The sequence below is a fragment of the Pseudochelatococcus sp. B33 genome (assembly GCF_053570585.1).
The window spans coordinates 24115-38736 of record NZ_JBSEFH010000033.1 but is presented as its reverse complement, the minus strand read 5'-3'; the positions used below and the strand labels follow the sequence as shown (position 1 = coordinate 38736).

11 protein-coding genes are annotated in these 14622 nt (G+C 64.6%); 5 read left to right on the top strand and 6 right to left on the bottom strand.

The window, feature by feature from the left end; genetic code table 11:
• Positions 1 to 80 precede the first annotated feature (80 nt).
• Together ACUSIJ_RS26295 and ACUSIJ_RS26290 are read left to right on the top strand one after the other, a co-directional pair.
• Entirely contained in the window at positions 81 to 872 is a 792-nt protein-coding gene (locus tag ACUSIJ_RS26295; RefSeq protein ID WP_449311384.1) for a cyclase family protein, read from the top strand.
• Positions 873 to 897: 25 nt separating this feature from the next.
• Positions 898 to 2478 carry a phytoene desaturase family protein gene (locus ACUSIJ_RS26290; protein WP_449311383.1) on the top strand — a complete coding sequence of 527 codons (1581 nt, stop codon included), beginning with the start codon at positions 898 to 900 and terminating at the stop codon, positions 2476 to 2478.
• A gap of 227 nt (positions 2479 to 2705) precedes the next feature.
• Here the strand turns inward: ACUSIJ_RS26290 and ACUSIJ_RS26285 are convergent, their stop codons facing one another.
• Positions 2706 to 3296, bottom strand: a complete 591-nt coding sequence (locus ACUSIJ_RS26285) for a winged helix DNA-binding protein (RefSeq protein ID WP_449311382.1) — start codon at positions 3294 to 3296, stop codon at positions 2706 to 2708.
• Between the two features lie 111 nt (positions 3297 to 3407).
• Here ACUSIJ_RS26285 and ACUSIJ_RS26280 point away from each other — a divergent pair, with 111 nt between their 5' ends.
• On the top strand, positions 3408 to 4517 hold the full coding sequence (locus ACUSIJ_RS26280) for an LLM class flavin-dependent oxidoreductase (RefSeq protein ID WP_449311381.1): 1110 nt from the start codon (positions 3408 to 3410) through the stop codon (positions 4515 to 4517).
• Here ACUSIJ_RS26280 and ACUSIJ_RS26275 read toward each other — a convergent pair.
• Entirely contained in the window at positions 4514 to 6130 is a 1617-nt protein-coding gene (locus ACUSIJ_RS26275) for an AMP-binding protein (RefSeq protein ID WP_449311380.1), read from the bottom strand. The genes ACUSIJ_RS26280 and ACUSIJ_RS26275 overlap by 4 nt on opposite strands.
• Before the next feature lie 126 nt (positions 6131 to 6256).
• Here ACUSIJ_RS26275 and ACUSIJ_RS26270 point away from each other — a divergent pair, with 126 nt between their 5' ends.
• On the top strand, positions 6257 to 7888 hold the full coding sequence (locus ACUSIJ_RS26270) for an ATP-dependent acyl-CoA ligase (RefSeq protein WP_449311379.1): 1632 nt from the start codon (positions 6257 to 6259) through the stop codon (positions 7886 to 7888).
• Between the two features lie 185 nt (positions 7889 to 8073).
• Entirely contained in the window at positions 8074 to 8577 is a 504-nt protein-coding gene (locus ACUSIJ_RS26265; protein WP_449311378.1) for a MarR family winged helix-turn-helix transcriptional regulator, read from the top strand.
• Here the strand turns inward: ACUSIJ_RS26265 and ACUSIJ_RS26260 are convergent, their stop codons facing one another.
• The 4 genes from ACUSIJ_RS26260 to ACUSIJ_RS26245 all read right to left on the bottom strand — a co-directional run bounded on the left by ACUSIJ_RS26260 (position 8578) and on the right by ACUSIJ_RS26245 (position 14531).
• Positions 8578 to 9567 (bottom strand): 3-hydroxybutyryl-CoA dehydrogenase, encoded by a 990-nt coding sequence (locus tag ACUSIJ_RS26260; RefSeq protein ID WP_449311377.1) that lies wholly within the window; start codon positions 9565 to 9567, stop codon positions 8578 to 8580.
• Positions 9564 to 10643 carry an NAD/NADP octopine/nopaline dehydrogenase family protein gene (locus ACUSIJ_RS26255; RefSeq protein WP_449311376.1) on the bottom strand — a complete coding sequence of 360 codons (1080 nt, stop codon included), beginning with the start codon at positions 10641 to 10643 and terminating at the stop codon, positions 9564 to 9566. Before ACUSIJ_RS26255 ends, ACUSIJ_RS26260 begins: the two co-directional genes overlap by 4 nt.
• A gap of 47 nt (positions 10644 to 10690) precedes the next feature.
• Positions 10691 to 12256: an indolepyruvate oxidoreductase subunit beta family protein gene (locus ACUSIJ_RS26250; protein WP_449311375.1), complete on the bottom strand. Its 1566-nt coding sequence runs from the start codon at positions 12254 to 12256 to the stop codon at positions 10691 to 10693.
• A 121-nt stretch (positions 12257 to 12377) separates the two neighbouring features.
• On the bottom strand, positions 12378 to 14531 hold the full coding sequence (locus ACUSIJ_RS26245; protein ID WP_449311374.1) for a thiamine pyrophosphate-dependent enzyme: 2154 nt from the start codon (positions 14529 to 14531) through the stop codon (positions 12378 to 12380).
• Between the last annotated feature and the right edge of the window lie 91 nt (positions 14532 to 14622).

Genomic DNA, 14622 nt, shown 5'->3' with positions numbered 1-14622 from the left:
CCTGATGCCGCTTCACGCCACGATTGCCGGATCGGCTCGACCGGCGGAGGCCAAACCCGAAAAATCACGAGAGGTGGAACATGAGCACGCAGCAATATCTGGCCAATGTCGCAACCGCTCTTGCAGCAGGCACGATAGAGGTCGTCGACCTGACCGCCCCGCTCGGCCCGGACACGCCGGTCCTGCATCTGCCGCCGGATTTCGCCAGGAACACGCCCAAGGTCGCGATCCACAAGATCTCCGCCTACGATCAGGATGGACCGTGGTGGGCGTGGAACTGGCTGGAACTCGGCGAGCATACCGGCACCCATTTCGACGCACCCGTGCATTGGGTTTCCGGCAAGGACTTGCCGGACAACACGACCGACACCGTGCCGGTGCAGCACTTCGTGGCACCCGCCGTCGTGATCGACCGCTCAAAAGAGGTGGCCGCCGATTCCGATTTCCTGCTGACTGCCGATGATATCAAGGGCTGGGAAGCGGAACACGGCGCCATCCCGAAGGGCTCCTGGGTGCTGCTACGCTCGGACTGGTATCCGCGCAACACCAGCACCGAGGCATTCCTCAATACCGACGAGAACGGCCCGCACACGCCTGGTCCCAGCGTCGATGCTGTGCGCTATCTGGTGGAGAAAGGCGTGCTCGGCTTCGGCACGGAATGCGTCGGCACCGATGCGGGCAACGCCGCTACGTTCGATCCACCCTTCCCCGCGCACAACCTGCTGCTCGGCGTAGGCAGCTACGGCCTTGCGAGCCTCGTCAATCTCGACAGGTTGCCGCCGACTGGCGCCCTGCTGGTGGTGGCCCCGCTCAAGATTGTTGGTGGCACCGGCAGCCCGGTGCGCGCCATCGCCCTGGTGCCGCGCGGCTGAGGCAGTGACCAAGGAGGTGAGAGGGATGGCCGACGCGGATTACATTGTCGTGGGGAGCGGCATCAACTCCCTCGTCGCAGCAGCCATGCTGGGCAAGAAAGGGAACAAGGTGCTGGTGCTGGAACGCGAGGCGGTCGCCGGCGGATGCCTGCGCACCGAAGCCATCACCGCGCCCGGCTTCATCCATGACGTGATGGCGACCACCTTCGTGTTGTTCACCACGTCGCCCGCCTATTCCGTCCTGGGAGCGGATCTCGCCCGGCACGGGTTGGAGTTCTGTAACACACAGAGTCCCACAGCGGTCATCCTTCCCGACGGCCACCATCTCGTGCTGAGCACAGACAGGGCCAAAAACATCGCCGCCTTCAACGCGGCCGACCCGGTTGACGGCGAAGCCTTCCAGCGGGAAATGGACGGCTTCAGCGCCAATGCCAACTTCGTCTTCGGCCTGCTCGGCGGGCGGATATGGTCGCTCGACATGCTGAAAGCCATCATGAAGGAGGCCTGGAAGCGCGGCCTGCGCGGCCTCGCCGCCTTCTTCGGCGAGGCGCTCACACCCGCTCGTCCCTATCTCGAAACGCGCTACAGATCCGACCTCGTGCATGGCCTCTTCGCGCCCTGGGTGCTGCACTGCGGCCTCAACCCCGAAAGTGCCTATTCGGGCGAGATGGTGAAGGTCATCGGCTTCGCGCTGGAAGCAGCAGGGGCGCCCATCGTCAAGGGCGGCGCGGTCAACGCCGTGCGGGCCTTCGAGGGGTTGATCGCCGAGCAGAACGGTTCCGTGCGCACCAACGCGGAAGTCGTCACGGTCATGGTGGACGGCACCAACACCGCCAGAGGCGTGCGCCTCGTCGGCGGCGACGTGCTCACCGCCGCAAAGGGCGTCATCTGCTCGGTGGCCCCGTCCCAGCTCTATGGCAAACTGCTGGCAGGCGGGGCCGTTCCGCAGGAGGTGACTGACGGGGTTGCCCGCTACCGCTATGGCAAGGGCAACATGCAGATCCACTACGCCCTGCGGGAGAAGCCGAAATGGAAGGGCGCGGGACTAGACGAGGTAGCGCTGATCCACCTGACGCCCGGGCTTGACGGCGTATCCCGCGCCGCCAATGAAGCCGAGCGCGGTCTGCTGCCTGCCGTGCCGACCATCTGCGTCGGCCAGCCGACAGCGCTCGATCCCGGCCGCGCGCCGGATGGAGGAGCAATCCTGTGGTTGCAATTGCCCGAGGCTCCGCGCCATATCAAAGGCGATGCCGCCAGCGAAATCGCGACCGAAAGCGACGGCCGCTGGACGGACGCGATCCGCGAGCAATTCGCCGACCGTGTCGAAGCGATCCTGCGTCGCCACATCGAAAACTTCGACAGCGCGGCCATCGCTCGTAAGAGCTATTCACCCGCCGATCTGCAGGCACTGAATGTCAATCTGGTCGGCGGCGATCCCTACGGCGGCCATTGCGGCATCGACCAGTTCTTCATCTGGCGACCGCTTGCTACCTCGATCAACCATACGACACACGTGCGCGGTCTCTACCACATCGGTGCGGCTACCCATCCAGGCCCGGGCCTCGGCGGTGGCTCCGGTTTCCTGATCGGCAACGCCTTGAACTGAAATCCGGCATACCTGCCGGATCGGCGGACAGAAACGGGAAACATGCCACGTCGTTTCACTCGTTTGCTCATGCACCAAGCCCATCTGGTAGGCAATATTCATTTTTCCGTTTGACGCTCCTAGAGCGGCGGACGTTCAACTGGAATCATTCGGCCGCCCTAACTTTTTGTTTATGCATCGGATTTTTTCCGAAAAGTGCACGTACTTTTCGGAAAAAATCCGATGCTCTAGCGGGGCGTGTCCTGCTCGGTCCGGGTCGTGGCGATCTGGTCCGAACGGCGACGGCGGATGGCCGCGGCGCGTGCAGCCTGCGTATAAATGCCCATCATCAGCTCCAGTGTTTTCGCCGCGTCCGTAAGCCGCTGAGCCAGGCCCGGCACCTGCCGCACCGCCTCGATCAGAAGCATCGCACGCACGTCGGCGAAGCGGTCGGTCACCCGCCGCCCGAGTTCCGTCGCCGTATAGAACACGCCCGAACGTCCGCTGCCGTGGCGCTCGACGAGCCCGCCCTTGATCAGCTTGCGCAGGCTGTACTGAATATTTGGAATGTCCTCGCGGTTAGTCATGTAGGCGAGGTCGCGCACGCTCTTGGGCCGGTCGTCCATACGGATGACATGCAGGAGCGCGTTTTCCGGTCCACTTGCGGCAAAGTCGATGACTGTCGCAAGACACTCGGCCTGCCATGAGCCGAATGCCTCGAACGATCGCATCAGCGCGTACTCGAACTCCGCGACGTCGATTTCGAGCGGCGAGCGCCCCAGATGCCAGCTCCGGTCCAACGCGCCCGGCGGCGCCTCGCGTCCCTCCTGCTCCGTCATCGACTCCCTCCCTTCTCGCGCAGGATGAAACCAAATGGCGCTTGACGTCCATCGAAATATTAAATAGATTTTCTATTATAAATTATAACATAAATCCGTGAGGGATTCAGAATGACCAATCGCATGTTCAATGCGGGCACGTTCCTGCTTGGCACTTTCGCAACCAATTGCTCGGGCGGCATGACCGTGACCAAGGCGTCCGAGCGCTGGGACAACTCCTGGGCCAACAACCTCAAGCTGGCACGGATGCTGGACGATGCCGGCATCGACTTCATGCTGCCTATCGCCCGCTGGATCGGCTACGGCGGCGAAACCAATTTTCACGGCAATGTACTGGAAACCGTCACCTGGGCCGCCGGTCTGCTCGCCAGCACGCGCGACATCTCGGTTTTCGCCACGGTCCACACGGTTGCGAACCACCCGGTCGTGCTCGCCAAGCAGCTTGCAACCATCGACCAAATCAGCGGCGGGCGAAGTGGCCTCAACATCGTCGCCGGCTGGAACAAACCTGAATACGACGCTCTCGGCATCGAGCTGCCCGACGACCACGAAACCCGCTACGGCTATGCACAGGAGTGGTTCGACATCGTCAGGAGGCTCTGGAGTTCTACCGAAAGCTTCGACTGGGAAGGAACCTGGTTCAAACTCCGGAACGTGCTGGGAGCCCCGCGTCCCACCTCGCCCATTCCGATTCTGAACGCCGCCGGTTCCGAAGAGGGACGGAAATTTGCCGTTCGCAACGCGGATTTCCTATTCACGCCCGCCATTGACCTGTCGCGCTCGAAGGAGGAGATCGCGGCGCTGAAGCAGCAAGCTATCGACGTCGGCAGGAGCGTGGACGTGCTCACCTTTTCCCACATCGTCTGCCGGCCGACAGAGAAGGAAGCGAGGGATTATCTCGAGCATACCGGCCAGACGAATGCGGATTGGGGCGCTGTCGACAATCTCATCAAGCTTCAGTTCGCACACGCGCATTCCTTCCCCCACGATCAGCTGGCGCTGATCCGCGACAGGATGGCGGCAGGGCACGGCGGCTTCCCGCTCGTGGGCACGCCGGAGCAGGTCGCTGAAGGCATCGGGTCGCTGCACGAAGCCGGCTTTCGCGGCACCACGCTTTCCTTCGTCGACTATGTCGCGGAATTTCCGTACTTCCGCGACAACGTATTGCCCCTTCTGGAAGCGCGCGGCATACGGCAAGCGCTCCAGATCGGCAGTAGCTAACGGGTCCGGAAACCGCCTTTCAGCGCTCGCAAATCAAAGGCGGAGCCATCCTCAACCGCGCGCGCGGCGTTCTCCTTGATGACACCGCGCGCGAGTTTCCGGGTCGCGGCGAGCGGCAGGGTGTCGACGAAGGCGACGTAGCCCGGCAGCTTGTGATAGGCGAGCGTTTGCGCCGCCTGTTCGAGAATGGCTTGCGCAAGCCCGATGTCCTGCGCCGCCGATTCCGCCACGACGACGAAGGCGAAGACCTCCTCCCCGCGCAGCGGATCGGGAACGGGTGCGACGGCGCTGGTTTCGATGTCGGGCAACTGGTTGAGCACGGATTCGACCTCCAGCACAGCGATGTTTTCGCCGCTGCGCCGGACGATGCTTTTCTTGCGGTCGAAGAAATACAGCAACCCCTTGTTATCGCCGTAGATGACATCGCCGGTGTGGAACCAGCCGCCCGCCCAGGCTTCCTCCGTCGCCTGCGGATCGTCGAGATAGCCGCTGAAAAAGCCCTGGCGGGGATCGGCGCCGCGGGCGCGCACCAGCAGTTCCCCCGGCTGGCCGGGCACCATGTCCATGCCGGCATCGTCAACCAGACGGTAGTCCATGGAGGGCGCCGGCCGGCCGATGCAGCGCGGCCCGAAGGCGTTGCCCTCGCCCGCTGTGGAGGTGACGGCGGCTCCCCCCGTCTCCGTCATCGACCATGCCTCGACGATGGGGATGCCGTAACGCGCCTCGAAAGCCGCCCGGTGGTTTGCGTCGACTCCCGGTGCCAGCGCGAACTTGACCCGGTGGCGACGCTCGTCGGGCGAGACGGAAAGTTCCAGCAGGATGGCGGGAATAACACCAAGGCAGTGCACCACTGTGGCACCGCTGTCCGCGACACTCGCCCACCAGCGGCGGGCAGAAAAGCGGTCAAGCGGCACCACCGCGCCGCCGATGCGCATCATGCCGACCGCGCTGCACCCGAGCGCGTTCATGTGGAACATGGGCAGCGGCGTCAGCACAACTTCCTCGCCCGGCGTCAGCGAGGCGATGCCGCCCTGCGTCACGTACCACTCGGACAACTGGATGAAATAGCGGTTCGAGAGGATGCACCCTTTCGGCTTGCCCGTGCTGCCGGAGGTGAAGAGCAGTGCGCATTCGTCGTCATCCAGGGGCTCGCCGTCATCGGGTGTGTCGACCTGCGCCGGGGGAACGGCATCGCCCGCCTCGATCAGGCGTGCCTGTGTCAGTTCGACACCGCGCATGCCGTCCATGCGCTCGCGCGCAGCGACCACGAGTTGCGCCCGCGACAACGACAGCTGGAACGCCATTTCGTCCGCCCGCAGATCGGGATTGAGCGGCACAATCGATGCACCGAGCGCGTTGAGCGCCAGCCAATGCGCGAAGAAGTCCGGCCGGTTGTCAAGCAGCAGCGCAACGCGCGTTCCCCGCCCGTAACCTGCGGCCCGGTAGCACGTCCGCAACTCCCCTACCTGCGCGAGAAGCTCACCGTAGGAAATGCGGAAGCCGTCCGGTGCGTAGCTCAATCCCGCGCTCGCCGGAGCGGTCAGAAACAGCGCATCCGGCGCGCGCAGCGCAGATGCAGCGAAGGCTGCGAATGGAGACGCTGTCGGAGCCATGGTTCCCCTCCGGTTGTCGGATGCGTTGGTTCTCCTGACGATAGAGGGTATTTCAAAAATTTTAAATATATAATATCGTGTGTCGACACCAACAAAAGGGACGGACGCAAGGTCCGGGAGGGACGATTGAGCAATCCGAACAGCAATCCTGCACTGTCGGCTGGAGCGGCCCTCGCGGATGAATTTCCGCCTCCAGAGCGCACCCTGCCGGCCCTTCTGGTCCGCCGGGCGGCGGCGCTCGGCGAGCGGCCGTTCGTCACTTTTGCGGATACGACATTGAGCTTCGGGGAAGTCGAGCAGCTTGCAGCGACAGCCGCGCGCACACTGCTCGACGCCGGCATCGCGAAGGGCGACCGTGTCGCGATCATGGCCTCCAACCGGCTTGAGTTCCTGCAGGTTTTCCTCGGCTGCGCCTCGATCGGCGCCATCGCAGTGCCGATCAACACGGCCTCGCGGGGCGTGCAGCTCGCGCATATCCTGACGAATTCGGGCGCGAAGCTGCTCGTCATCGAGCACGCGTTGCTTCCCTCGCTGCAATCGGGCATCGAGGCGGACGGGCCGGTGCCGGACCTGATCTGGACGCTCGACGGAACGCAAGACACCACCGGCAGAGGGCTAACACTGCACCCACTGCCCATACCGGGCCCGCGCGCCGACGCAGCGGCGCTGCGGCCAGGCGATACCATTGCCATCCTTTATACGTCCGGCACCACAGGCCCGTCGAAGGGCGTCTGTTGCCCGCACGCGCAGATGTTCTGGTGGGGCGTCAACACCGGCAGGGCGTTCGCCCTGACGGCGGACGACGTGCTGTTCACCACCCTGCCGCTGTTCCATACCAACGCGCTCAACACGTTCTTTCAGGCACTGCTGCATGGCTGCCGGTTCGTGATCTTGCCGAAGTTCTCGGCATCGGGCTTCTGGAACAGCGCGCGCGAGCACGGCGCGACCATTACCTACCTGCTCGGAGCCATGGCGGCCATTCTGCTCTCCCGCCCGCCTGCGGCCGACGATCGCGACCATGCCATCCGCGCGGCGCTCGGCGGCGGCGTTCCCGGCCGCTTCCACGGCCCGTTCCTGGACCGCTTCGGTGTGCCCTTGCTCGACGCCTATGGCTCCACGGAGACGAATTTCGTCTTCGGCAGCCCCATCCCCTCGGATCATCCGGGCACGATGGGCTATCTGATCGACGGCATGGAAGCACGTGTCGTCGATGAGGACGACACGCCGGTACCCGACGGCGAGGCGGGCGAACTGCTCCTGCGCGCGCACGAACCCTTCGCCTTCGCCACCGGCTACTTCGGCATGCCCGACAAGACGGTGGAAGCCTGGCGCAACCTGTGGTTCCACACCGGCGACCGCGTCGTGCGCGAAAAGGACGGCCATTACCGTTTCATCGACCGCACCAAGGATGCCATAAGGCGGCGTGGGGAAAACATCTCGTCGTGGGAGGTGGAGCAGACGCTGCTCGCCCACCCGGCCATCGAGGCGTGCGCGGCTTATCCGCTGCCCTCGGAGCTCGGCGAGGATGAGGTAGCCGTCGCCGTGGTGCTCGTGACCCCCGGCGCCCTATCACCACTTGACATCGTTCAGCACTGCGAGGGCAAGCTGCCCTATTTCGCCGTGCCGCGCTTCGTGCGGATCGTGGCAGAGATGCCGCTTACGGAAAACGGCAAGATCCGCAAGTTCGCCCTACGCGAGGAGGGGCGCCTGCCCGGCGTCTGGGACAGGGAGGAAGCAGGCTATCAGGTGCGCCGTTAGAGTCATAAGACAAGCGGCAGACATTCAAACGAAATCGCATCGCCACTCTAACCACTTGTCTACGCATCAAATTTTTCCAAAAAGTGCACACGCTTTTTGGTTCGATGCTATAGCGATTGTGCCTCTTCGAGAATGCTGCCATATCACTCCGATCAGCAACTGAAGATCAGTGGAAGCGGGTGTCGATGCAGGATCGGTTTGCGGGAACAGTTCTTCGTTCGGAGGAGGATGACACGGTCTTGCCAACCATCGGCGAAATCGGCCTGAATCAGTTCGCGCCCTACCTGATGAACCGCGTCATCGCGCGCTGGAACGCCAGCCTTTCGGACGAGCTGAAAGCGCTTGGCATCACGACGGTGAAGATGCGGGTGCTCGCCATCCTCTCCGTCGCACCTTCGCTGACGATCAACGAACTGTCGGTGTTCGCCGTCACCGAGCAGTCGAGCATGAGCCGCACGCTCGATTCGCTGGAGGCGCAGGGATATATCCGCCGCACGCCGCGCCCGGAGGACATGCGCATCCGCGACATCACCATCACGGCCGAGGGACGCGCTGCCTTCGAGCGGCTGTGGCCGAATATGTATAGGATGTTCCAGCAGATGTTCGATGGCATCGATGAGGCCGAATATCGCCACTTCGTCGCCATCCTGCACCGGATATTGCAGAATACGCGGAATCTCGGCGGCTGATCAGTCTTCGCCTATTGCCGGCGGCCGCAGCAATCTGTTGGCCTGGAGCGCGTCGACGAACGCCGCCATCCGCCGGCGGCGGTACGCGTCGACGTCCACGCCCGCGTAGTCGAAGAAGCCCGCGCCGGACTTGAGCCCGATCCGGCCCGCTTCCATGTTCCTGCGCACGATGCCGGGTGGCGCGAACCGGTCGTCACCGAACGCCTCGGCCAGATAATTGCTCGCGTAATAGAGGATGTCGCCGCCACCCCAGTCAATGAATTCGAGCAGACCGAGCACCGCGAAGCGCAAGCCGAAGCCGTAGGTCACAGCCTTGTCGACATCCTCCGCGCTCGCCACCCCTTCCTCGACGAGGCGCGCCGCCTCGTTCATGGCAAGGGCCTGGATGCGCGGCACGATGTAACCGGGCGAAGCCTTGCAGACGACGGGCACCTTGCCGAGGCGTTCCAGAAACGCGCGCAGGCGCGCAAGGACGTCCGCGTCCGTCTCCGCGCAGGGGCTGAGTTCGACGAGCGGCATCAGGAAGGCCGGGTTCAGCCAATGTGCGTTCAGGAAAGAGCGCGGCCGCTGCGTGAGTTGCGCCAGATCGGTCGACAGCATGGTCGATGTCGTGGAGGCCAGGATGGCGTCGTGCTCCGCGTGGGCGTCAAACAGGGCGAAGGCTGCCGCCTTCGCCTCCCGCACCTCCGGTACGCCCTCGAACACGATCGCAGCTCCGGCAAGAGCCTCGGCCGCCCGGTCGAGCGGCCAGACGGTGATCCGACGGAGGATCGCCGCAATGGCCGCGCCGTCGAAGACGCCGAGGTCGGCAAGCGCGGCAAGCCCCTGCCGGATTTCAGCCTCAACCTCCGAGGCGAGCTTGTCGAACGCATCCCCATCGCGCGCCCGCGCGTCGAGCAGACGGATTTCATGGCCGCCGTAGGCAACGCTCTGCGCGATGCCGCGCCCCATGCGTCCCGCTCCGATGCAGGCAACGATTTCCCCGCTCATGACAGCCCCTCCCGCAGGATTGCCTGCAGTTGCGCCCTGTCGAGCCCGTCAAGGCCGAGGTTCTCGAAGGTGCGGCCTTGCGCGCGGAAATCCGTTTCAGCCACAGCAGAGGCGATGGCGAGCAGCCCGGCAGCGACCGGCGTCGGCACCCCCGCCCAATTGCCCACTGAGACGAGAAAGGCAAGGCCGAGCCCGACATCCTCCCGCATGTAGCGGTGCGTCTTCAGATCGAGCGCCTCGTGCCAGTCGCCGGAATCGACCAGCTTGTCGTGCGCGAGGTTGCCGTACATCCAGTTGCTGGTTTCGTAGTGATCGGCGAGCGGGAAATGCGGCGCACCATAGCCCAATGTCTCACGCACGGCGATGCGCTCGTTGTCGAGCGCCGCGTGGGTGCGGCGGATGGCCGGCTGCGTGCCCTCGTTGTGGATGTCCCAGCGGTCGAAATGCTCGATCGGCCCCGCATTCATGAGGATGAGCGGCGGGTGGATGATCGGGCCGGCGTTCATGAGTGCGCCCGAAAGCGCGTCCTCCACGGGCTCGATCACGCCCGGGAACGCCTCGCCGATGACGGCGAGCGCATGGTCCGTGAGGCGGGCAGGCAGCACGCCGGTGGGCAGACGCGAGGCGCGGGTGGTGATGCGCACGTGAAGCGGCCCCTGCTTACGGGCGAGCCACGGCAGCGTACCGGTCTCGGCGATGGCGACGTCGGCCGTCGATCCGCATTCGCGGATGCGCCGCAGCATGAGATACGAGCCGAACGTACCGGGCGGCAGGTAAATCACCTGCCCGTCGACGAGATGCGGCGCCAGCGCCTGTGCGATGTCCTCCTGCGCAAAGGCGGGGATCGGCGCGAGAATGAGCGCGGCGCCGTCGAGAGCGGCGGCGAGGTCATCGGTGGGCGCAACAGTGATCTTGCGGCTGCCGGCATGATCGATGACAGTGATGCCGCCGGCCTCCAGCACATCCTCGAAGCTGGCCCGGTCGCGGCGCCACCAGCGCACGTCGTGCCCGGCTTCCACCAGATCCGCGACGGCCGCGTAAGAACCGTTGCCCCCGCCGATTACGACGACTTTCATTGTTGTTCCCTCTCGTTCTGATTGCTTGAAATGTTCGCCGACCACTGTCAGAGCGTGGCGACCGTCTTCAGTGCGCCATCGAGCGCGACGCCTTCTTCATCGAGCTGCGCCGCCTGCCGCAGGCGGCGCAGCCACGCGGCCCCATCCTCTCGCGCGGTCAACGCGGGCAGCGCCGACAGCACGCGGTCGAATTTCGAATGGCCGCGCGCATGGGTGTCCGAATAACCCTTGATCAGCCGGCGGCAGTTGAGGACCTCGACGGCCAGATCGTAGTTGGCGGCGATGGTATCCGCGGCACGGGCGAGCCAAGCCTCACGGTGCGCCTCCTCGCGCGCGTGGCGCAGTGTCTTGCGGCGGATGCGCCGCAGGGCGGAGACACCGTAAAGCCCGCAGAACCAGAACAGCGTGCCGGTGCGCACCCGCCGCCCCCGGTTCACGAGGCGGTCGAGACGGGCGAAAAGCGCGGGCCGGTTCTCGATCCACTCGCCCCAGACGCGGGGCAGCGTGCCACAGATTTCCTCCATGCGCGGATGCATGTATTCGGTGGTGTAGACGATCTGGTCCGCCTTCGCGCCGACTTCCGCCCGAACGCGCGCGAAACGCGAAGCGCGCACCTTGAGATCCGCCACCCGGATGACGTCGTCATAGGCCATGGCCACGGCGACGTATTTCGCTGCCTGAACGGTGAAGGCGTATTCGCGCGTCGCTCCCCCATGCTCCCGGTCGAGCGCATGAAGCATCGCCACGCGGCCGAGATACTCGCCTGCATAGGCAGGGTCCTGGAAATCCGTCAGCTTCTTCACACCAGCGTAGAGCAGCGGCCATGCCGCTTCGGGAAATTCCTGCCGGATGCGTGCCACCAGCGCGTCGAGCAGCGCGTGTCCCGCCGTCTCCGGCAGCGGGTCGAGGCGCTTCTCCGGCGTCGCCGTCAGCGTGTCCTTCGGCTTGTGCTTTGCACGTTCATAAGCCGCGTTGAAGGCGCGGAGACTCGGCTCCACGCCTTTGCCGCCGGCGCGGATCGTCGCTTCGAACGCTTGCTTGGGAAAAGGCAACACACCCGACGCCGCCACCGCCCCGAACAGCGCCGCCGACACCACGCTGCCGTTCTTCACCGCGAGCGTCTCCATGTCGAAGGCGATGGTGCGCCGCGCGGCGAAATCGGTCGCGTCCGTCACCACGGTCGGATCGCCGATGCCGTCGCCGGGCTTCTCCTTCTCGATGACGGCGAAAGAGCGGTGCGTGGAGGCGATCAGGGTAGTCCGGTCGGGCGTCACCAGCCCGCGCAGCACGGAGCGTCCCGCCTCCATCAGCTCGGCGGCGATGACGACATCGACATCGCCGGGGGTCGGCATGAGCGAAAGCACCGGCTGCCTGCCTTCGCGCGCAGGGATCGCCTCGATGTAGTAGATGGTGGCGCCGGTGCGCTGGGCGACACCGGGCACGGAGGTGGATTGCGCGATCCAGCCGTTCTCCTCCACAAGCGCCACGATCCAGTCGGCCAGCACACCGCCGCCCTGTCCACCCATCGCCAGCACGGCAATGGCGAGCGGCTTGTCGCTGGCGAGGCCGTGGGCGACCGCGTGCCGGTCCGCCGTCGTCACGATATCGGTCATGGCTGTTCCCAAAGCAGTTTGCGTTTAATTGTGCTCTCAAATTAGACGCAAGTCGCGGTAAACTGTATAAATTGGAGATGTTTGCGCAATTCAGCCTTATTCAACAGTAATGCAAACAACTCTATTCGGCGAAAACGACACGATGCGCCTCGCGGCGGGCCTGCAACCAGCCGATCACCCTGCCGCGGACGCTTGCCAGAAAGCGGTCGATCCGCGTGGGATTGTGGATGATGTCCGCCCGGTAGAACGACGGGCACAGCACGGCCGCTTCCGACACCTCGCCGCAATTGCCACAGCCGACGCAGGTGTTGTCGATGGCCGCGACCGGATCGTCTTTCAGCGGATCGTCCGTGTGCTTCACCGACAATGACGGGCAACCCGAGAGACGGATGCAGGCGTGATCACCGGTGCAGACATCCTCGTCCACGCCGAAGCGCTCCTTCACCATGCGCCTGCCTTCCTTCACCGCCTTGGCGAACTGCGGCTTGACGCGCCGCTGCTTGTTGAGCATGCACTCCGACGACGCGACGATGATCTTGGGGCCGGGTTCCTTCGTCGTCAGCGCCTCACGCAGCGTGTCGCGCATCTTCGTGACGTCATAGGTGCGGTCGATCTGGCGCACCCATGTCGCTCCGATGCCCTTGACCGCGTTGACGATGGAGTTGTTCGTCTTGCGGCGCGGGTTCTGCGCACGCGAAGACAGGACGTCCTGCCCGCCGGTGGCTGCGGAATAGTAGTTGTCCACGACGAGGATGACCCCGTCCTGCTTGTTGAACACGGCATTGCCGACGCCGCTCGTCAGCCCGTTGTGCCAGAAACCGCCGTCACCCATGATCGCGATCGGCCGCTTGTCGGCCTCCACGTTGAAGGCCGAGGCCGACGCGGGGCCGAGGCCATAGCCCATCGTGGTCGCGCCGAGATTGAAGGGGGGCAGAATCGAGAACAGGTGGCAGCCGATATCGGCCGAGACGTGATGGCGCCCGAGCTCTTTCTCGACGAGCTTCATCGCCGCGAAGATCGGCCGTTCCGGGCAGCCCGTGCAGAACCCGGCCGGGCGCGGCGGCACCACCTCCGCCAGCGCCTTCACGCGCTTGTCGGCAAGCACCCGCGACGGATCCGGCACCGGCGGCCGGTTGCCGAGCAGCTGCGGTGCATGCGCCTCGAAGAAGGCGCCAAGGCCCTGCATCAGCACGGGCGCGGTGTACTCGCCGCCGATGGGTAGCACGTCCTTGCCCGACAGATGGGTCTGGATGTCCCGCCGGCGCAAGATGGTGTGCAGCGACTGCTCGATATACTCCGGCGCGCCCTCCTCGATCATCAGCACGGCCTTCTTGCCCGCGCAGAAGCCCGCCACCTCGTCGTCGACGAGCGGATAGGCGACGTTGAGCACGTAGAGCGGGATGGCGGAATTGCCGTAGACGTCGGCAAGGCCGAGCTGCTGCAGGGTGCGCAGCAGCGAATTATACAGGCCACCCAGCACAATGATGCCGACGTCGCCGCTCTCGGGGCCGAAATACTCGTTGAGTTGGCGACTTCTCACGAATTCGACGGCGGCCGGCCAGCGCTGCTCGATCTTCTCCTTCTCGTGCAGGAAGGAGGCCGGTGGCAGCACGATGCGGTTGAGGTCCCGCGAGGGGTTCTCCAGCGCCTGGCGCAGCGTGAATGGCGGGCGCTTGTTGTCCTTGGCGACGAACTGGCCGTGCATGTGGCAACTGCGGATGCCAACCTGCAGCATCACCGGGGTGTTGGAGACCTCCGACAGCTCGAAGCCGTCCTCCACCGCCTGCACGATGGACGGCAGGTTGGGCCGGGGATTGAGCAGCCACATCTGCGACTTCATCGCGAAGGCGTGGCTGCGCTCCTGCATGATGGAGGAACCCTCGCCGTAGTCCTCGCCGATGATGATGAGCGCACCGCCCGTCACCCCGCCCGAGGCGAGGTTGGAAAGCGCATCCGAGGCGACATTGGTGCCGGCGGTCGACTTCCACGTCACCGCGCCGCGCACCGGATAATTGACCGATGCAGCCAGCATGGCCGCGGCGGTCGCCTCCGAAGCGGACGTCTCGAAATGGACGCCGAGATCCTCCATGACGTCCTTGGCATCCGCCAGAACATCCATCAGATGCGAAATGGGCGACCCCTGATAGCCGCCGACGTAGCTGACCCCGGATTGCAGCAGCGCCTTGGTGATGGCGAGAATCCCCTCGCCCTTGAACACCTGGCCGGCACCGAGTTTCAGGTCCTCCACCTCGCGCGCAAAGGAACGCTCAGCCATAGCCTTATCCCCCGTCCTGCAACGGACTTTATGATTTTATAAATCTGCAAAATCATATGATATAGATCGAATGCCTGTCAATCAGGTTTTT